Source organism: Martinezella calliandrae (assembly GCF_030272695.1).
Taxonomy (GTDB): Bacteria; Pseudomonadota; Alphaproteobacteria; order Rhizobiales; family Rhizobiaceae; genus Rhizobium; species Rhizobium calliandrae.
In genome coordinates this window covers 1-18604 of the sequence record NZ_JARFYN010000049.1, presented here as the reverse complement: position 1 = coordinate 18604, position 18604 = coordinate 1, and the positions used below count along the sequence as shown (strand labels likewise).

The following is an 18604-nucleotide window of genomic DNA, read 5'->3' as shown; positions in this document are numbered from 1 at the left end:
CATGGCTACCGCAGTGACGGCCCCCGCCGCCGGCCGAACACAAAAATCGTCGAGGGCGCTTCCAGGCGCCCTCTGGCCCTGGCTCTTGCTGTTGCCGGCCTTCATGTCGCTAGGATCGGTTTCCTTCTATCCGATTGTCAATGGCGTCTACCTCTCCTTTACCAACCGTTCCCTAATTACGCAGGACAACGATTTCATCGGCATCGCCAATTATCTGCAACTGTCGGCGGATCCGTCATTCTGGAATGCGTGGTGGCACACGATCTGGTTCACCGTCGCATCGACCGGGCTCGAGACCCTGATCGGTCTGGGCATGGCACTGATCCTTTGCGAAGCTTTCGGCGGCCGCGGCGTGATCCGTGCGGCAATGCTCGTTCCCTGGGCAATGCCAACGGTCGTCACGTCGAAAATGTTCGGGTGGCTGTTCGACGGACAACATGGGATCATCAATTTCATCCTGCTTCATGCGGGACTGATCGATCAGAATGTCAACTGGTACGGCGCGCCCGAAACCGCGCTGACGACGATCATTTTCGCCGATGTCTGGAAAACGACGCCGTTCATGGCGCTGCTGTTGCTGACGGGTCTTCAGACCGTTCCGAAATCATTGATCGAGGCTGCGCGCATGGACGGCGCCAAGGCGTGGACGATCTTCTGGAATATTCGCCTGCCCCTATTGCTTCCGACCTTGCTTATCGCCGGTCTTTTCCGGGCGCTCGACGCGTTTCGCGTCTTCGACCTGGTCTATGTCCTGACCGGCGGCGGTCCGGCCGATTCCACGGAAACCCTTTCGACGCTGTCCTATAAGATTCTCTTTTCGACGTTGCAGTTCGGTTACGGCTCAGCCGTTTCGACCGCAATGTTCATCACTGAAGGGCTGATCGCCGTGGCGTTCTGCCTCTTCCTCATCAGGCAGATAAGGAAGACCACATGAACGGCACCCGCTCCCCTCTTCAAAGCGTCATGATCTACGCCGGCGCGCTCCTCATTCTCGTTTGGTCCGCCGGCCCGTTCCTTTGGCAGTTTTCAACCTCGTTACAGCTCGACAAGGCGCTGACGGAAGGAACGCCTTCGCTCATCCCGCATCCGTTCACGCTGGAGCATTATTACAATGCCTTCGTCGAAAAGGGCCTGCACCACTACGTGCTGAACTCGCTGGTCGTATCGCTCGCCACCACGGCTCTCTGCCTGATCGTCGGTTCTCTAGCCGCGTTTGCGCTTTCGCGTCTCGACGTGAAGGGACGATTTGGTATCCTCATGGTGATCCTGTCGGTCTCGATGTTTCCGCAGATCGCGCTTGTCGGACCGCTCTATTTGATCGCCTCCGACCTCGGACTTTTGGATACCTACAGAGCATTGATCATCACCTATCTGGCGCTAGGGCTGCCGCTCGTGACCTGGGTTCTGTTCGGCTATTTTGAAACGCTCCCGCGAGAAATCGACGAAGCCGCGCGCATGGACGGCGTGGGCGTGATCGGGCTGCTCTGGCATATCATCCTGCCGATGTCGCTTCCGAGCCTCGTAACGACCGGTCTGCTTGCCTTCATCACCGCCTGGAACGAGTTTCTGTTCGCGCTCGCATTCACATCCGACAGCGACAGCCAGACCATTCCGGTGGGCATCGCCAATTTCACCAACCAGTATTACGTGCCCTGGGGAGACATCGCTGCCGCCTCGGCGGTCGTGACTGTGCCGCTGATTGTGTTGGTCCTCTTTTTCCAACGGCACATCATCGAAGGCCTGACACAGGGCGGAATCAAGGAATAGTGATATGACCAAGGATTTTAAGGTCGGCTGCCAGACATTCACATGGGAAATGCTTGGCAACGCCTGGACTGGAACGCCCGACGACCTGCTCGCGGCCATTTCCGCCGGCGGTTATTCGGGTATCGAAATCACAGACACGATGATCGGTCATTATGCTGCAAAGCCCAGCGAATTCGCCAGGGCTCTGAGAGATGTTGGGTTGCAGCTCGTATCCCTGGCTTTCGGCTCCAAAAGCGGCTTCACGGTCGCCGACGCGATGGAAAAGGATCTGGCGACAGCCCAACGCTGGATCGACCACGCGGCACAGTTTCCTGGCGCGTTTGTCTCGATCGGCTCGGCAACGATCGTCTCGGACGGGTCACGTAATGACAAGTTCGCTGTCGCTGCCGAGTTCTACAATCGCGCCGGCGCGCTTGGTAAAGCATCCGGCGTCGAGGTCGCCGTCCATCCGAGTTCGCATCACAACACCCTGCTCTTCGATCGCACGGACTACGATCGGATCTTCGCGCTGCTCGATCCCGCATTGGTCGGCTGGGTTCCCGATACCGGTCACATCCTGCGCGGACACGATGATATCCTCGATACGATGCGAACCTACCAGGATCGCATTCGCTATCTGCACCTCAAGGACGTCGATGCGAACGACCGATGGGCAATGCTCGGCAAAGGCGTTCTCGATACGCCGGCAGTGCTCGATCTCGTCGCACAGGCGCCACGCTTTAACGGATGGTTGGTGCTGGAAGAAGAATCCGGGACGGCCGCTACCGACCCTGCCGCAGCCATAAAGGCCAACCGCGAAACGATGCGCGACTACGGCGCTTGAGGAAGAGGATCATGATCGAGAAGGAAAATCGCCGGCTTCGCGTTGGTGTCCTCGGCTGTGGGCCGATTGCCCAGTTTGCGCATCTGGAATCCTGCGTGAAGGCTAGGAATGCCGATCTCTACGCAATCTGCGATGCAGCACCCGATCTGCTCGCGCGCATGGGCGCGACCTATGAGCCGCAGAAAATGTTCAGCGACTACGACGCTATGCTGGCCGACCCTAACTTGGAGGCGGTCATCGTCGCCACCTCGGACGCCTATCATGTGCCGATGTCCATCAAGGCGCTCGAAGCCGGCAAGCACGTGCTCTGCGAAAAGCCGATCGGCGTTTCGGTCGAGGAAGGCGAGCAGCTTGCCGAAGCCGTCAAACGCTCCGGCAAGATCCTGCAGGTCGGGCACATGAAGCGCTTTGATCCCGCTCTTCAGGCCGCCCGTGACTTCGTCCGCGATGACATCGGTCAGATCCTGGCGCTGAAGGCATGGTATTGCGACTCCACCCACCGCTATACTAACACCGATGCGGTGCAGCCGCTTCCCATCACCAGCAAGCTTGCGCGCAAGCCGGCCGGCAATCTAAAAGCCGATCTCAGGCAATATTTCATGCTGGCGCATGGCTCCCATCTGGTCGACACCGCCCGCTTCTTCTGCGGCGATATCGTCGCCGTGCGCGCCCGCCTGCTAGAGCGTGCCGGAGCCTATTGCTGGTTTGCGGAAACCGAATTCGCCAATGGCGCCCTCGGCCATCTCGATCTCACCGTCGCAGTCCGCATGGATTGGCACGAGGGTTTCCAGCTTTATGGCGAAAATGGCTCCGTGCTCGCAAAGACCTTCAATCCCTGGTATTTCCGCTCCAGCGAAGTCGAGATCTTTCATGAGAAGGATGCAACGACCAGGAAGCCGCTCGGCGCGGACGGGCATTTCTTCCGCCGGCAGCTCGAAGGCCTCGCCGATACCGCGCTGAAAGGCGCTCCCATGCAGGGCGCCAATGTCGAAGACGGTATCGCCTCGATCCGGGCGATGGTGGCGATCGCGCGGTCGGTTGAGAGCGGCGAGCGTGTCGAGCTCGCGGCCGTGACGGGAGCCGTTTGATGCAGGTCGGGATCTTCGCCAAGACTTTTCCCGGGACCGATCCCCTGAACGTGCTATCTGCGGTGCACGACAGCGGATATGCCGGCACGCAGTTCAACCTCGCCTGCTGCGGGCTGGCCTCGATGCCAGACGCCGTGCCAGCATCTTTGGTGACGGCAACCCGGGCGGCAGCGCAAGCGACGGGCGTTACGCTCGCCGCCTTGTCCGGTACCTACAACATGGCCCATCCCGACCCGTCGGTACGTCAAAAAGGCCTCGTTCAGCTCGCCGTCGTCATCGAGACGGCGGCGGCACTTTCGATCCCACTCGTCACACTTTGCACCGGCACGCGCCATCCCAGCGATCAGTGGGCGCACCACCCTGACAACACCGACCCGGCCGCCTGGATGGACATGGCAACGGAAATGTCGAAAGCGCTGGCGCTGGCGGAGGCCCATGGCGTCGATCTCGGCATCGAGCCCGAGCAAGCGAATATCGTGACATCGGCTGCGGACGCCACGCGGTTGATTGCCGAGATGAGATCGGAAAGGCTGCGCATCGTCCTCGACCCTGCCAACCTCTTTGAAAGCGCGACGCCAGGGGAAGCGCGCGCCATTGTCGGGCGCGCTGTGGAGACAGCAGCCGGGCATATCGCCATGGCGCATGCCAAAGATCGCCACGCCGACGGGCGCTTTGCGACTGCGGGGACGGGCGTGGTGGATTTCCCCGGCTTTATCGCGCGGCTGCGCTCGGTAGGTTTCGACGGTCCGCTCGTCACGCACGGCCTTTCGGCAGCGGAGGCTCCGCAGGTGGGGGCCTTTCTCAAGGAACTAGTCTGATGGGGGCTGCAACGGGCTTCATGCGCGGCAATGTCAGCCTTGCTGTTTTCGACAGCGGGCAAGGGCTGCCCGTCCTCTTCCAGCACGGCCTGGGCGGCGATGAGGCGCAGGTTGCGCAGACCTTTCCATCCGATGGAGCGGTGCGGCGCATCACGGTCGAATGCCGCGGACATGGCGCATCATCGCTTGGCGACGTCAGGCCCTTTTCGCTTCGGATGTTTGCCGAGGACGCGCTGGCCGCGGCAACGGATCGCGGATTTGATCGCTTTGTCGCCGGCGGCATTTCCATGGGGGCGGCAGTTGCGCTCTATCTCGCTCATCTCCACCCGCACCGTGTCGCGGCCCTCGTTCTTGTCCGTCCGGCCTGGAGCTTTACCGCCGCACCAGCCAATCTGGAGCCGGTTCGCGCTGTCGCGGCCTTGCTCCGCTCCCATCCGATTGCCCAAGCCAAGGAGCGCTTCGCCGGTTCGCAGATCGGCATGGAGGTGCGCGTGAACGCGCCCGACAACTTCGCCTCCCTCATCAGCTATTTCGACCGGCCGAATGCCGTCGCGTTCGCATCGGTGCTGGGCGATATCGCGGCTGACGGCCCGGGTGTGTCGCAAGCGGCAACCGCCGCGCTCACCGTCCCTGCCCTTGTCATCGGGAGCGAACAGGATGCTATCCATCCGCTCGCTTGTGCACGTGCTCTCGCAGATACCATTCCCGGCGCAAGCTTTGTCGAAGTCGCTCCCAAGGCGGCCGATAGGGCACGGCATTTCGCCGAAGTTCAAGACGCGATCGCCACTTTCCTTGCAACGAAGTCCATCCGGAGCCTCTTTTCATCATGACACTCAAGACTCTTTCAGGCCCGGCGGCCATCGCAGCACTTCCTCGCAATCGGCTGCTCGGCGAATTCTCGCTGTGGTCGGCCGACCTCGCCAACATGGAGGCTGATCTTCGGCGCATAGAGCCCTATGCCGACCTGCATCATATCGATGTCGCCGATGCGCGCTTTACCCCGGGCTTCCTGTTCTTTCCGGATTTCGTTGCGCGTATCGCCAAGGCAACCGAAAGGCCGATCCACGTTCATCTGATGGTCGAAGCTGAAATCGTCGAGGAACAGACGCGCCAATTCATCGAGGCGGGTGCCGATCTTATCAGCGTTCATGCCGAGAATGGTGAGGCGGGCTTGCGTGCGATCGCGCTTGCCAAGAAACTCGGCGCGGCGGCTGGCGTCGTGCTGCGGCTCGAAACGCCGGTCTCGGTGGTCCGGCCATTCATCGACCATGTCGCCTTCGTGACCCTGCTTGGCACCTCGATCGGCGTCAAAGGGCAAAGCCTTTCCGAAAATGCCTGCGACCGGCTGATCGAGGCGCGCTCGCTGCTGAAGCAGACCGGCCGGGAAAATCAAGTCATCTTGGCTGCCGATGGCGGCATTCGCGAACAGACCGTGCCGCTTCTGCGACAAGCCGGAGCGCAAACCGTCGTCCTCGGATCGCTCGCGTTCGGCGACAAGAACCTCGGTGATCGGATCGCCTGGCTGCATGGATTGGAGAGCCGCGTTTGGTGAAAAAGGTTGCCCTTGCATTTGATCTTGGCGGAACGGAGCTTCGCGCCGCTCTCGTGAGCGACAAGGGAAACCTTCTGTCGTTCTCGGTCGTTCCGACGCATGCGGCCGAAGGTCCGGCTGCCGTGATCCAGCAGATCGAGTTGTTGGCCGGTGCAGTGCTGGCGCAAACGCCCGATCTTTCTCCTGTCGGAATCGGGATCGGCGCGCCCGGCCCCCTCGATCCCGAGGCCGGCATCGTTATTGCGCCGCCGACCTTGGCCGGATGGTACGAGGTTCCGCTGGCTGACATTCTCTCCAGCCGTTTCCAACTGCCAGTTCGGCTCGAAAACGATGCGAATGCGGCCGCGCTTGGCGAATGGCGATACGGCGCCGGGCGCGGTGCGCGGTCGATGGTTTTCGTCACCGTATCGACCGGTATCGGCGGCGGCGTGATTGTTGATGGGAGGATCTTGCATGGCAGACGTGGTCTGGCGGCGGAAATCGGCCACATGACGATCACAAACGAGGGGGAGCGGTGTTTTTGCGGTGCGATCGGTTGTTTCGAAGCGGTCGCCTCAGGGACGGCTCTTGGCAGACGGGCAACGGCACGCACCCGACAGTTCGATGGTTCGCAGCTGCGCCAACTGTCGGGGGATGCGGACGTGACCGGACGGCACGTCGTTGAAGCGGCGCGAAAAGGCGACGCGCAAGCCCTCGAGCTGCTTCATGGCGAGGCGCGATGGCTGGGGATCGGCTTTACCAATCTGCTCCACCTCTACTCCCCGGACATACTGGTGATGGGTGGCGGCATATCGCACGGCTTCGACCTCCTGCAGGAAGCCATGACCGCGACCATACGCGATCGCGCCATGCCGGCCTATCGCGACGTGCCGATCGTTCCCGCGCAACTCGGAGGTCATGCAGGTCTGATCGGCGCAGCCAGTCTCGTCCTGAGGAGTAATGAATAAATCGCCCCGGGTCTTTGAGCCCTGAAGATGCGGACACTCTCTCTTTGGTCCTTCCGGATGCGGCAAATCCACACTTCTGCGCATGATCGCCGGCCTAAAGAAGATCACCGGCGGCGATCTTGTGATCGACGGTACTCGTGCCAACAATATCGATCCATCGCGACGCGGCCTGGCAATGGTGTTTCAATCCCATGCGCTCTACCCACACATGACTGTTACTGAAAACATAGGTTTCGCGCTCAGAACTGCCGGTGTTTCATCGAGTGAGCGCGACCACAAGGTCAAGGAAGCGGCAAAGGTTCTGGAGCTGTCGCATTTGCTGGACCGCCGGCCGAAGGATCTGTCGGGCGGTCAACGCCAGCGCGTGGCCATCGGCCGCGCAATCGTGCGAAATCCAAAAATCTTTCTGTTCGATGAACCGCTTTCCAACCTCGATGTAGCGCTGCGCGTCAACATGCGGCTGGAACTCATGGGCCTGCACGAAAGACTGGCTGCGACGATTATCTTCGTCACGCACTATCAGATCGAGGCGATGACCATGGCCGACAAGATCGTCGTTCTAAACGGCGGCTGTATCGAGCAGGTCGGTTCGCCGCTCGAGCTTTACAATCGCCCCGCAAATATCTTCGTGGCCGGCTTCCTCGGCTCGCCAAAGATGAATTTTCTGCCTGCGACCGTCGAAAGTTCCAGCCCCGACGGCGTATTCGCCAGATTGAACTAGGCATCTGAGCCGCCTGCTTGATTGGCCAACGTAATCACCCACCCCGACTGGCAAGCCAATCTCAGTGCTGACGCAACTTCCGCCTTGAACGGACCAATCGCGCGCCCTCACCAAGCGTGCCGACGAGGTTTCCGCCCAGCTCACTGGCGGCGCCGGCGCACCGGCCTTTGAAGGATGGAGCGCCGAAGGGGTGTTTGCGGTTCGCGCAGGCACCCCTTCGACGCCATCCGATCATTTGCAAGCTTCGCCACTGCCGACGATAAATGGAGGTGTCGACGGGAAATGGCGATGGTGCTTCGGCCTACCCCGGCAGTTGGAAAATCCAATTGGCGATCAACACGATGGCAAGGCCGCCGGCGAGCGCTACATACGGCAAAGTGCCCGCCTTCTTTACACCCAAATCCTGTCCGACCAGACCGAGATCCTCCATCGCCCCGGGTGGGAACTTGCCGCCATCGCGCACATAGTGTCGATACGCGAAGACCGGTAAGATCAGCGCGGCGAAGGCAAAGCCGACCCAGAGAGCGTTGGCGTAGCCCCACACTTTGGCGCCGGCACCGAGGAAGAGCGCGTTGACGAAGGCGAGAACTGTGTTGAGACCGATCAGCCAGGTCGGTGCCTTCCAGGGGCGTTCGATGTGGCCGGAGTCGATGCGATGGATCCAACCCGAATTGAGGTTCAGGAAGTTAAAGATGATGTAGCCGACGTTGGAGACGGCGAGCACGAAGAAATAACCGCTTGCATCCGACGCGATCGCCAGAAGGCTGAGATTGAAAGCGAAGTCCGTCCACATCGCCCTGGTCGGCGCGCCGTTCTCGTTGACATGATCGAGATATTTCGGCAGCCAGCCGTCCTTGGAGCCCTGATAGAGCGTGCGCGACGAACCGGCCATCGCCGTCATGATCGCAAGGAAGAGCGCCAGGATCATCAAGATAACGAGGAGCTGGGTGACGATGCGGCCGGCGCCGATGAGGCCGCCGAGCGCTTCGGCGACGCCGGTGCCGTCGACGATGCCCGGTGCCAGCATGCCGGCATGGCCGAGCACGCCCTGAAAGGCGAAGGGCACGAGGAAGAAGAACAAGCAGCAGACCAGACCGGAATAGAAGATCGCCTTGAAGGTGTCAGTCTTCGGGTTTTTCAGCTCGCGGGTATAGCACACGGCCGTCTCAAAACCGTAGGTCGACCAGGCTGCGATATACAGGCCGCCGAGGAAAAGCGTCCAACCACCATTGCTCCAGGTCCCATCCGTGCCGGCATAGGCTGCCGTCGGCGGCACGAGGCCGGTGACGTTCGCGGCAACGATCTGGCCGCTGATGATCGGATAAAGACCGATGACGAGCAGTGGCACGAGAACGATGATCGCCAGCCATTTCTGGACACTTGCCGTTTCCGAAATGCCGCGATGCTGGATCGCGAAGATGACTAGCATCAGAATGCCGCCGATGAAGAAGGTGGCATTGATGTTGGCGGTTGCGAGGAAAGGGATACCGAAGCTGATCAGCGACCAGTTCCGGATCGCCGGTGTAAAGGCGGCGACGCCGTCAGCACTGAGCAAGGCCTTGACGGCGTCTTCTGGCGACGTACCGGCATGGGCTGCAATATATTCAGCGACGCGGGGGCTATCGGCCGTAACGGAAGCGGCATGCGCGCTGATCCAGGCGATAACCGCCTGCGAATCGGCCGCCGGGATCGGGAAAAAAGCATTGAGAATATAGCCGGCTGCGATGGCGCAACCGAGCGACAACACCGGCGACCAGGCGAACCAATTGCACCAGACCGAGAGCGGCGCGATGAACTTCGAATAGCGCAGCCACGCGGTCGCGCCATAGACCGAAGCGCCGCCGGATTTGTTGCCGAACATGCCGGCGATTTCCGCGTAGGTGAAGGATTGCAAGAATCCCATGATCATCGAGATGATCCACACGGCGACGGCGAGTTTGCCGGTCGCACCCGCGATGCCGCCGATGGAAAAGAGAACGAGCGGCGGCACGCCCGCAGCAACCCAGAATGCGCCCTTCCAGTCGAGCGCGCGTATAAGCTTACCTTCGGTGCCGGCTGCAACGCCGGCGTCGACTAAATCCGTCATCGATGAAGTTCCCCATTCTGTTGTTCCGGACGTATCGCTCGTACGTCTCCCTGAACGTGCCTCCCATGGCATCGCAGGTCTGCCGGTGGTTTTAACGTCCGTATTCCCACACGGATTTCCGAGTCTCGACCCTTTATAGATAGTGAAGATTTTTTCTTTTTAGTCAATATCTCTTTACTTTCGAATGGCATTTTGTCAGCATGACTTGCGTGCCACGATGCACATCACTCCCCCGAGAGGGTCTCATGCGAAATCTCCATCCGACGATGGTCGGCGTTCGGCCCGTTTCGGCAAGCATCGTCCGCTATCCGGGCATTCCGGCGTTGCCGCGCGATACCGAGCGCTACCGTTGCAAGGGCGGTGGATCGCTCGTCGTGCGCGTCGAGCCGGGTGATCATGTCACGGCGATCGACAGCGAGGGCGGTCAGGCCTGCGAGCTTTCCTTCCTCGATAAGAACGGGCGTTTCCAGTCTGAGGGCCTCGGCACCGGCTTTACCAACGCCGCCGAAGGGCTGAAGGCCATCCTGTCGTCGGACGCGGAAGGTGCGATCCGTACCCGCACCACTCTTGAGCGGCGTGGCGCCGATCTTTCTTCGACTGGTGCCGTTCTAGTCTTCGGACAAGCCTCATCTCCCGGCAGCAAGGCCGAATTTACCATTGCCCTGGAAGGCTTGCTGATCATCGCGGCGCCGGGGGAAGCCATGTCGCCGCAGTTGCAGGATACGGCAACGCCGATCGAAATTCGGATCCGGCGCAGCCAGCGCATCCGCGACTATCTCTCCGCCCTGCCCGAGCCGATGGCCGATCCGATCGAAGATATCCGCATCAGGGCCGCAACCGCTTCCGCTTATTTCGTCCGCGCGGGAGAGTTCATTCAGATTATCGATGTCTATGGCCGGCAATGCACCGATTTCCAGGCCTTTGCCGCGCGCAAGGTGGACAAGGGCCTGGATCTGGCGCTCGATTCCACCGTCACGCGCACCTTGCTCGGCCGCAGTTATCCTGCGCCGGGCCTGCCGTCCAAAGCCTTCGACCGCGATTTCGAACCGCTGGTAGAGATCGTACAGGACACGGTCGGCCGTCACGACGCCTTCGCGACCGCCTGCAACTCCCGCTATTATGACGATATGGGCTATCCGGGGCATGCAAACTGCACCGACAACTTCAATAGAGCGCTGGCACCCTACGGCATCGCTGGCCGTAAGGGCTGGGAAGCGCTCAACTATTTCTATAACACCAATATCGATCACAACAATCAGCTCTACCTCGACGAGCCCTGGTCGCGACCGGGCGATTATGTGCTGATGCGGGCGCTGACCGATCTTGTCTGCGTCTCCTCCTCCTGCCCTGACGATATCGATGCGGCGAACGGCTGGGATCCGACGGATATCCATGTCCGCACATTTTCCGGAACAGAGAAATTCTCACGAGCGGTAGCCTATCGCATGACCCCTGATTCAGACCCCGAACTAACGCGGGAAACCGCCTTCCACCCCCGCCTCTCCGTCCTGACGCGGGATTACACCGAATATCGCGGCTATTGGCTGCCGAACCGTTTTGCCGCTGAAGGCCCGGTCGAGGAATATTGGGCCTGCCGGGAACGAGCGGCGATTATCGATCTCTCGCCGCTTCGCAAGTTCGAGGTGACGGGACCGGATGCCGAGGAACTGCTGCAATATTGCCTGACGCGCGATGTCCGCAAACTTTCGACCGGCCAGGTCGTCTACTCCGCCATGTGCTACGAAAACGGCGGCATGATCGACGATGGCACGCTCTTCCGGCTCGGTGACAAGAATTTTCGTTGGATCGGCGGCGATGACTATAGCGGCATCTGGCTGCGCGAGCAGGCCGAGAAGAAAGGCTTCAGGGCCTGGGTGCGCTCATCGACTGACCAGATGCACAATATCGCCGTACAAGGACCGAAGAGCCGCGACATTTTGAAGGAGATCATCTGGACGGCGCCGCGCCAGCCGACGATCGGCGAACTCGAATGGTTCCGCTTCGCTGTCGGCCGCATCGGCGGCTTCGAGGGCGCTCCTGTCGTCGTCTCGCGCACCGGCTATACCGGCGAACTCGGTTACGAAATCTTTTGCCACCCCAAGGATGCTTTGACAGTCTTCGACGCCGTCTGGCAGGCGGGCCAGCCGCACGGTCTGAAGCCGATGGGTCTCGAAGCCCTCGACATGGTGCGCATTGAGGCGGGACTGATTTTCGCCCATCACGAATTCACTGATCAGACCGACCCTTTCGAGGCTGGCATCGGCTTCACCGTGCCCTTGAAATCCAAAGCGGACGATTTCATCGGTCGCGAGGCGCTGATCCGCCGCAAGGAGAACCCGCGCCACCTGCTGGTCGGGCTGGATATCCAGGCCAATGAAGCCGTCAGCCATGGCGATTGTGTTCATATCGGCCGAGCACAAATCGGTGTTGTTACCAGCGCCACACGCTCGCCGATCCTCGGCAAGACGATCGCGCTTGCCCGCATCGACGTGACCCATGCCGCCGTCGGTACGACGGTCGAAATCGGCAAGCTCGATGGCCAGCAGAAGCGCTTGCCGGCCATCGTCGTGCCAATCTCACACTACGACCCGCAGAAGACGCGGCCGCGGTCCTGAGCTTCAACCCGCCTTGTGCTGGGCGTTGGAAATCGCTCGCGCCGCCTCTTCTGAAGAGTTAGCGAGCGTGCGCATCTCGGCCGCCAGTACCGCAAAGCCCGATCCTGCTGTGCCCGCCCTTGCTGCCTCGATTCCGGCATTGACGGCGAGCAGCTTCAGGGAACGCAGCGATTGCAAGATCTCGTTGGTCTTGGAGGCGGTAACGCGCATGCCGGCGGTCTGCTCGTCGATGCGCTGATAGAGCGACTCGATGTTGATGATGCTGCCTTCCAGATAGAGCAGTTCGCCGTTCTCGTCCCAAATGCCGCCACCGGTTTCCGTCACCCAGATGTGATGCCCGTTATTGTGACGGATGCGGTATTCCATCGTCCAGTCGGCGCGCTTTTCGAGCGCCGTACCAACGATCTTGTCCATCAGCGGCACATCGTCCTCGCACATGATCGAAGTAAAGCTTCGTGCCCGATTGCCAATGATCTCATCGGCCGGATAGCCAAAAATGCGCTCGATGCCATCCGTCATCTCCAGCATCGTATAGTTTTCATCTGCACGGCAGCGATAGAGAAACCCGCTCATGCGGCCGAGAATGCTCGTCTGAAAATCCATGAAGGCCACGCCCGTAGAAAGAAGAGGAGTTGCAGATCAAGTTGCGTCGTCTCATTTCAAACGCACCGAGAAGGGCCGCTACGAGCGGCCCTCACGGTTACGCAGTCTTGGGAAATCTCAATTGCGCAGATATTCCTCCATCGAGTCGTCGAGCGCCTCGACCCAAGGCGTGTGATGCTTCGGCGACATGTTGCCGGTCATCAGCGAACGATAGGCATGGTCGCGGAAACCCATGATGTTTTCCGCCTTGTGGTGCTCCCACTCCATAAAAGTTTTGTTCGTGCCTTCGATGTCGAAGCTCGGATAGTCGGTTTCGGCAAGCAGCTCCTTCACGTAGTCACCCTGATACCAGATCATCTGCTCAGCATCTTCGAGCGTTTCCTCGCGGGCACGCCACATATCGAAATTCGCCTTCAGCTCCTCTTCCGGCGGCAGCTTGATGCGGCCCATCATGACGTCGCGCGCCCACCAGGCCTGCACGTCGAACATGTTGAAGGTGTAAAACTGGTCCTGCATGCCGATGTAGAAGAGCTGCGGGTTCTTGTGGAAGATCACGCCCTTATATAGGCCGTCGGCCCATAACCGGTTGGCGGTCTTCAGGCGCAACTCGTCCGGCATGAAGGGGAAATGGTGCTGGTATCCGGTGCAGAGAATCAGCGCGTCGACTGCCTTGCTCGAGCCATCGAGGAAATAGGCTGTTTTGTTTTCGAGCCTGGTCAGTAGCGGCCGCTCCTCGAAATTCTCCGGCCATTTGAAGCCCATTGGCTTCGAGCGGTAGCTCGTCGTCACCGATCTGGCGCCATATTTCCAGCATTGTGAGCCAATGTCTTCGGCCGAATAGCTGCGGCCGACGATGAGAATGTCCTTGCCCTTGAATTCCAGCGCATCACGGAAGTCGTGGGCATGCAGGACGCGGCCGTTGAAGGTCTTTACACCATCGAAATAGGGAACGTTCGGCGTCGAGAAGTGCCCCGTGGCGACGACGACATAATCGAATTCCTCGTCATACATGCGATCTTCGACGCGGTCGTGCGCCGTGACCGAGAATTTCTTCGTCTCCTCATCGAAGCGCACCATGCGTACCGGCGTGCTAAAGCGAACCCATTTGCGCACATCCGCTTTCTCGACGCGGCCCTTGATATAGTCCCAGAGCACGGCGCGCGGCGGATAGGAGGCGATCGGCTTGCCGAAATGTTCCTCGAACGAATAATCGGCAAATTCCAGGCACTCCTTCGGGCCGTTCGACCAGAGATAACGATACATGCTGCCATGAACCGGCTCGCCATGTTCGTCGAGGCCGGTCCGCCAGGTGTAATTCCAAAGCCCTCCCCAGTCCGATTGCTTTTCGAAGCAGACGACTTCCGGTATGTCGGCACCCTTCTTGGCAGCCGACTGGAAGGCGCGCAACTGTGCCAGCCCCGAGGGACCCGCGCCGATAACGGCAACTCTTGTCATGAAGCATTCCCCTCTCGATTATAATCGAAATTCTTGTCGCATTGCGGTCGTTCTGACGCGTCGTTGCGCGTCAATCCGGGAAGAAGCCGGGGCTGGTCGAGGCCCCGTCGTCGTATTTTGAAAGCCAGTCGATCGTGGTCTCGCGGAAGCGTGTCAGCCCCTTGTAATCGATGAGTTCAGGCGGCAGCGTGCGCAGCACCCGCGGAAACCGTCGTGCCCATTTCGGGACAGTGATGAGCTCGCTCATGTTCATCAGATAGCAGCGGATGACGAACAGGATTGCGTTCGAACGCGGCAGGCGCCAGAGGCTTTGCAGCTCGACGCGCAGATGCACCTTCTCGCCGACATTGTCGGGCGTCACCGTCGTGCGGTCTGGACCCCATTTGGGATAGTTTTCCGGGCTGGTGTCCAGGCGCGGATTGATGGTCATCGTCCAGTTGAAGCGTCGCGTCGGCTTGCCCTGCTGCAAGTTTAGAAGGAACTTCAGCGCGCGGTCGAAAACACCGATCTGATGGGCGAGCGGCACCGGCCCGTGCCATTCCATGAAATTCATGCCGATGTCGAAATCGAGCGACCAGTCGGCCTGGGTCGTGACCATGCCGGCATCCATCCAGAGATTGCCATCCCGCTGGTCGACGATGCAGAAGTCGCCCTGGGCCTGACGGGTGATATATTCGAACGGCTCATAGGGCAGCGTCGAACGGTCGCCGAAGGTGAAACTGTCGTCGATGCCGAGCGGGCGGTTGATCCAGCGCCACTGGTCGCCGTTTTTGATCAGGGAGAAGTGTTCGGGATAGCCGGCCGCCTGTTCTTCCATCAACAGTTCCAACGTGTCCCATTGTGCCGTCATCATGTGCGGCAGCGCCTGGTAGCGTAGCGGATCCTCCTTCAGCACCAGGGCCCGGTCACGCATTTCGGCAACATAGTGCTCATCGACATCGATGAGGCTTTCGTAAACGGTTCCCTTTTGCCCCTTCACATGCGGTTCCATATTGACGGAATACATGTACTCGTCGCGATCGAAGGGAAAGGGAAAACGCCGGATATTTTCCGGACTGTTTCGATAGCTGAAGTCGTCCCGGAAGGTTTCCTGCTTGAAGGCGATTGCCATGTCCGTTCTCCTGGTTCGGCCCGATGCCTAGAGGTCGAGATGCAACGTATTTCCCTCGAAGCGAGAGACGCAGATCATCACCTTGCGGCCGGAAGTCTTTTCTTCGTCGGTCAGATAGACGTCGTGGTGTAAAAGCTTGCCCTCGCAGGCGGCGACCGCGGTCTCGCACTGTCCGCAGGCCCCGCCGCGACAGAGGAAAGGCGCGTCGACACCTGCCGCCTCGATCGCCTCCAGCATGCTCTCGTGATGGCCGACATGAACTGTCTTGCCGGAACGCGTGAGCTTAATCGAGAAAGGCTTGCCGGGCTGTGAGGAGAGAAAGCGCTCGCAATGCAGGTTCTGCTCCGGCCAGCCGGCCTCCAATCCCGCCTTCAGCACTCCGTTGATCATGCCGGAGGGGCCGCACACATAAAGATGCGTGCCGAGCGGCTGGCTGTCGAGCAGGCGGGTGATTGGAATATAATTCTCCTCGGCGTCGCAATAGATCTTCACCCGATGCGAGCCATAGCGCGCGGCCAGTTCCTCGCAATAGGCGCCCCGGTCGCGGCTGCGCACCGCGTAGTGCAGCTCGAAATTGGCGCTCTCGCGGGAAAACTGTTCCATCATCGCGATGAAGGGCGTGATACCGATGCCGCCGGCAATCAGTAGATGCTTGCGGCCGCGCCAATCCGGCTGGAATAGATTGACCGGAAAGCTGACTTTCAGCTCATCGCCTTCGCTCACCTTCTCATGCATGAAGGCGGAGCCACCGCGCGAATCCTCAACATGCAGTACGCTGACCTCATAGGCTGCGCAATCATGTGGCGGTGACATCAGTGAATAGGCGTTGCGCCTGATGTGGCCGTCATCGTTCATCGAGACGATGACATGGGCGCCACCGGAGAAATAGGGCATCGGCATGCCGTCCAGACGCTCGAAACGGAAACGTTTGATGCGATGGGCGACCGACGTCACCTTCGTCACCCGAACGGGAATTTCAGTACCACCACTCACAGGAACAGCTCCTCTGGATTGGGTGCATTTCCGGGCTCTTCCGCATCGATATTGACGCCCTGGAAGGCGCCGAGGCGGCGCGAATAATGATCGCGTACCAGCAGTGAAAGGCCGCAATGGCTGCAGGCAAAGGGGCTATGGGTGACGTCCTCGCTAATGCCTTTGCAGTGGACACATTGCACACGACGCGCGAGAGAACCACGGTGCTCAGTCATGACCGAGGCGTGGTCCATGCCGTAATCGAGCGCCACCATCATCGCCTGGCCGATAAAGCCCTCGGTGCCGGCAATATAAAGCCGCGTGCCCATATGGGCGGTGGCGAGTGAACCTTTGAGGCGGAAGAGCAGCGTCGCGATGGTCGGCGCCGCAAAGAACATATCGGCGCCGAGCCCACGCAGTGTCTCATCGTGACCCTTGCCCCGCGATCCGCGCGCCACATAAAGGACTTCGCTTCGAGCGAGCGCCGCTTCGTCAAGTGCTGCCTGCTGCTCGATGAGGGCCAGCGCGCCCTCGCCTTCCAAAGCGAAAATATGCTTGCGTGCCTTCGGCTGGATGATCAGGCCCTTGTAGACGGGACGGCTCTTGATGCCTTCAACAAGCATGGCGCGCTCCCTTAACCGATAGCGGTCCGCTTCTTTTTCTCCGGATCGTCGAATGGCAGAGTGTGCGCGATTGCACCGGCTTTGACATTCTTGCCACGAACCTCGAGCTTCGTGCCCTGCACGGCCTTATCAACGTCGAGGCGGGCGATCGCCATGGACCTATTGGTCAGCCGGGAATAGCTCGGGCAGGTAATGACACCGACCTTCCTTCCGTCCGCAAAGACCTCGTCGCCAAGGTCCACCGGACCGTCGGCATCGATCAGCATGCCGAAAATCTTGAAGCGTTCCTTCCCCTTCAGGCGCGCATGTTCCTCAGCGCCGCGAAAGCCGGTCTTGCCGGGGCTGACGGTGAAGTCGAGGCCGAGTTCCCAAAGACTGTCTCCAGGCGGCTGATCGGCAAAGGGATACATCTGAGAATTGTCGTAGGGATAGAAGAGCAGATAACTTTCGACGCGTAACATATCGAGGACGCTGAAGCAGCAGGGAATAATTCCCATATCTTCGCCTTCGGCGACGATCCGATCCCAAACCATGACGGCATCCTGACTGCGCACGAAGATCTCGTAGCCACGCTCGCCGGTATAGCCGGTGCGCGAGATCATCACCGGCGCGCCGAAAAGCGTGGTCTGCAAATGGTGGAAATATTTGAGATCGCGGATGCCAGGCACATATTTGGCGAGATAATCGACCGCGATCGGCCCCTGCAGCGAAAGATCGTGCAGATCGTCGTCGAACAGAACCGCGCAATTGCGGCCCGTCGCCTGCTTGACGATTTCCTCCTGGCCGGAGCCCGAGCCGTGGACCAGCATCCAGGAATTCGGACCGGTGCGATAAACGATGCAATCCTCCGTGAAATGGCCGCGGTCGTTCAGCATCGCGGCATAAACCGAGCGACCGGGATAGATCTTCGTCATGTCACGGGTGGTGATGTAATCGAGGACGGCGATGGCATGCGGGCCGACAAGGTGAACCTTCTTCAAGCCTGAGACGTCCATGATGCCGGCTTTTGTCCGGATGGCGATATGCTCTTCAGACATGTCCTTATCGTAGGTCCAGGCGGTGCCCATTCCGCTCCAGTCCTCAAGCTTCGACCCCAGAGCGCGATGCCGGTCCGCCAAGGCGGAGAAACGCCAAGATAACGTCATTTCGTTCCCTCTTTTTTCCTGTATGGAATATTTATTTCTTGACTATAATCGTCTTTTGCGCCGTGGCAAGCGGATAGCAACGATTTTATCGGCCTCGCCCAACGGTATTCTCTCAGAACTTTGGCACCTTTCTGCCGGCTGCACGATGGGCGGCAATGGATGTATTGGCCATCAGCATGGCGATGGTCATCGGGCCGACGCCGCCAGGCACCGGGGTTATGGCGGCGGCAACTTCCGCAGCCTCAGCAAAAGCGACGTCCCCGACCAGGCGGCTCTTG

Annotated in this window: 16 protein-coding genes and 2 pseudogenes; 10 read left to right on the top strand and 8 right to left on the bottom strand. The window is 60.0% G+C overall.

Annotated features, from left to right (window positions below):
• Nucleotide 1 precedes the first annotated feature (1 nt).
• From PY650_RS27740 to PY650_RS27700, 9 genes and pseudogenes are all read left to right on the top strand, one after another.
• The gene (locus PY650_RS27740; RefSeq protein ID WP_285882887.1) at nt 2-934 is read left to right on the top strand and encodes a carbohydrate ABC transporter permease; all 933 of its coding nucleotides are present in this window, start codon (nt 2-4) and stop codon (nt 932-934) included.
• A complete protein-coding gene (locus PY650_RS27735) occupies nt 931-1767 on the top strand; it encodes a carbohydrate ABC transporter permease (protein WP_285882885.1) in 837 nt (278 codons plus the stop codon). Before PY650_RS27740 ends, PY650_RS27735 begins: the two co-directional genes overlap by 4 nt.
• A 4-nt stretch (nt 1768-1771) precedes the next feature.
• Nucleotides 1772-2590, top strand: coding sequence for a sugar phosphate isomerase/epimerase family protein (locus PY650_RS27730; protein WP_285882884.1), 819 nt, complete (start codon nt 1772-1774; stop codon nt 2588-2590).
• 11 nt (nt 2591-2601) lie between these two features.
• Complete coding sequence (locus PY650_RS27725) at nt 2602-3678, top strand: Gfo/Idh/MocA family protein (RefSeq protein ID WP_285882882.1); 1077 nt, start codon at nt 2602-2604, stop codon at nt 3676-3678.
• The gene (locus PY650_RS27720) at nt 3678-4496 is read left to right on the top strand and encodes a sugar phosphate isomerase/epimerase family protein (protein ID WP_285882880.1); all 819 of its coding nucleotides are present in this window, start codon (nt 3678-3680) and stop codon (nt 4494-4496) included. The genes PY650_RS27725 and PY650_RS27720 overlap by 1 nt, the downstream gene beginning before the upstream one ends.
• Nucleotides 4496-5326: an alpha/beta fold hydrolase gene (locus tag PY650_RS27715; RefSeq protein WP_285882878.1), complete on the top strand. Its 831-nt coding sequence runs from the start codon at nt 4496-4498 to the stop codon at nt 5324-5326. The genes PY650_RS27720 and PY650_RS27715 overlap by 1 nt, the downstream gene beginning before the upstream one ends.
• Nucleotides 5323-6048 carry a ribulose-phosphate 3-epimerase gene (locus PY650_RS27710; protein WP_285882876.1) on the top strand — a complete coding sequence of 242 codons (726 nt, stop codon included), beginning with the start codon at nt 5323-5325 and terminating at the stop codon, nt 6046-6048. Before PY650_RS27715 ends, PY650_RS27710 begins: the two co-directional genes overlap by 4 nt.
• A complete protein-coding gene (locus tag PY650_RS27705) occupies nt 6045-6995 on the top strand; it encodes an ROK family protein (RefSeq protein WP_285882874.1) in 951 nt (316 codons plus the stop codon). The genes PY650_RS27710 and PY650_RS27705 overlap by 4 nt, the downstream gene beginning before the upstream one ends.
• A gap of 46 nt (nt 6996-7041) precedes the next feature.
• Nucleotides 7042-7710: pseudogene (locus tag PY650_RS27700) on the top strand (ABC transporter ATP-binding protein); the annotation flags it as partial.
• A 307-nt stretch (nt 7711-8017) separates the two neighbouring features.
• Here PY650_RS27700 and PY650_RS27695 read toward each other — a convergent pair.
• On the bottom strand, nt 8018-9802 hold the full coding sequence (locus PY650_RS27695) for a trimethylamine N-oxide permease (RefSeq protein ID WP_285882872.1): 1785 nt from the start codon (nt 9800-9802) through the stop codon (nt 8018-8020).
• Between the two features lie 245 nt (nt 9803-10047).
• Here PY650_RS27695 and PY650_RS27690 point away from each other — a divergent pair, with 245 nt between their 5' ends.
• Nucleotides 10048-12417, top strand: coding sequence for a trimethylamine N-oxide demethylase (locus tag PY650_RS27690; protein WP_285882870.1), 2370 nt, complete (start codon nt 10048-10050; stop codon nt 12415-12417).
• 3 nt (nt 12418-12420) lie between these two features.
• On the opposite strand, the gene PY650_RS27685 is transcribed toward PY650_RS27690, so the two are convergent.
• From PY650_RS27685 to PY650_RS27655, 7 genes and pseudogenes are all read right to left on the bottom strand, one after another.
• A complete protein-coding gene (locus tag PY650_RS27685; RefSeq protein WP_285882868.1) occupies nt 12421-13020 on the bottom strand; it encodes a methyl-accepting chemotaxis protein in 600 nt (199 codons plus the stop codon).
• Nucleotides 13021-13137: 117 nt separating this feature from the next.
• On the bottom strand, nt 13138-14475 hold the full coding sequence (locus PY650_RS27680) for a trimethylamine monooxygenase (RefSeq protein ID WP_285882866.1): 1338 nt from the start codon (nt 14473-14475) through the stop codon (nt 13138-13140).
• Nucleotides 14476-14545: 70 nt separating this feature from the next.
• Nucleotides 14546-15586: a heme-dependent oxidative N-demethylase family protein gene (locus tag PY650_RS27675; RefSeq protein WP_285882864.1), complete on the bottom strand. Its 1041-nt coding sequence runs from the start codon at nt 15584-15586 to the stop codon at nt 14546-14548.
• A 27-nt stretch (nt 15587-15613) separates the two neighbouring features.
• Nucleotides 15614-16579 carry a PDR/VanB family oxidoreductase gene (locus tag PY650_RS27670; protein ID WP_285882863.1) on the bottom strand — a complete coding sequence of 322 codons (966 nt, stop codon included), beginning with the start codon at nt 16577-16579 and terminating at the stop codon, nt 15614-15616.
• A complete protein-coding gene (locus PY650_RS27665) occupies nt 16576-17181 on the bottom strand; it encodes a dimethylamine monooxygenase subunit DmmA family protein (RefSeq protein ID WP_285882861.1) in 606 nt (201 codons plus the stop codon). Before PY650_RS27665 ends, PY650_RS27670 begins: the two co-directional genes overlap by 4 nt.
• Before the next feature lie 11 nt (nt 17182-17192).
• Nucleotides 17193-18326 carry an aminomethyl transferase family protein gene (locus PY650_RS27660; protein ID WP_285882859.1) on the bottom strand — a complete coding sequence of 378 codons (1134 nt, stop codon included), beginning with the start codon at nt 18324-18326 and terminating at the stop codon, nt 17193-17195.
• Between the two features lie 112 nt (nt 18327-18438).
• Nucleotides 18439-18604, bottom strand: a pseudogene (locus PY650_RS27655) (bifunctional methylenetetrahydrofolate dehydrogenase/methenyltetrahydrofolate cyclohydrolase); the annotation flags it as partial.

Bases quoted from the DNA above. Each gene is read 5' to 3' on its own strand.
- PY650_RS27740 (WP_285882887.1), top strand. From the start codon at position 2: ATGGCTACCGCAGTGACGGCCCCCGCCGCCGGCCGAACACAAAAATCG.
- PY650_RS27735 (WP_285882885.1), top strand. From the start codon at position 931: ATGAACGGCACCCGCTCCCCTCTTCAAAGCGTCATGATCTACGCCGGC.
- PY650_RS27730 (WP_285882884.1), top strand. From the start codon at position 1,772: ATGACCAAGGATTTTAAGGTCGGCTGCCAGACATTCACATGGGAAATG.
- PY650_RS27725 (WP_285882882.1), top strand. From the start codon at position 2,602: ATGATCGAGAAGGAAAATCGCCGGCTTCGCGTTGGTGTCCTCGGCTGT.
- PY650_RS27720 (WP_285882880.1), top strand. From the start codon at position 3,678: ATGCAGGTCGGGATCTTCGCCAAGACTTTTCCCGGGACCGATCCCCTG.
- PY650_RS27715 (WP_285882878.1), top strand. From the start codon at position 4,496: ATGGGGGCTGCAACGGGCTTCATGCGCGGCAATGTCAGCCTTGCTGTT.
- PY650_RS27710 (WP_285882876.1), top strand. From the start codon at position 5,323: ATGACACTCAAGACTCTTTCAGGCCCGGCGGCCATCGCAGCACTTCCT.
- PY650_RS27695 (WP_285882872.1), bottom strand. From the start codon at position 9,802: ATGACGGATTTAGTCGACGCCGGCGTTGCAGCCGGCACCGAAGGTAAG.
- PY650_RS27690 (WP_285882870.1), top strand. From the start codon at position 10,048: ATGCGAAATCTCCATCCGACGATGGTCGGCGTTCGGCCCGTTTCGGCA.
- PY650_RS27685 (WP_285882868.1), bottom strand. From the start codon at position 13,020: ATGGATTTTCAGACGAGCATTCTCGGCCGCATGAGCGGGTTTCTCTAT.
- PY650_RS27680 (WP_285882866.1), bottom strand. From the start codon at position 14,475: ATGACAAGAGTTGCCGTTATCGGCGCGGGTCCCTCGGGGCTGGCACAG.
- PY650_RS27675 (WP_285882864.1), bottom strand. From the start codon at position 15,586: ATGGCAATCGCCTTCAAGCAGGAAACCTTCCGGGACGACTTCAGCTAT.
- PY650_RS27665 (WP_285882861.1), bottom strand. From the start codon at position 17,181: ATGCTTGTTGAAGGCATCAAGAGCCGTCCCGTCTACAAGGGCCTGATC.
- PY650_RS27660 (WP_285882859.1), bottom strand. From the start codon at position 18,326: ATGACGTTATCTTGGCGTTTCTCCGCCTTGGCGGACCGGCATCGCGCT.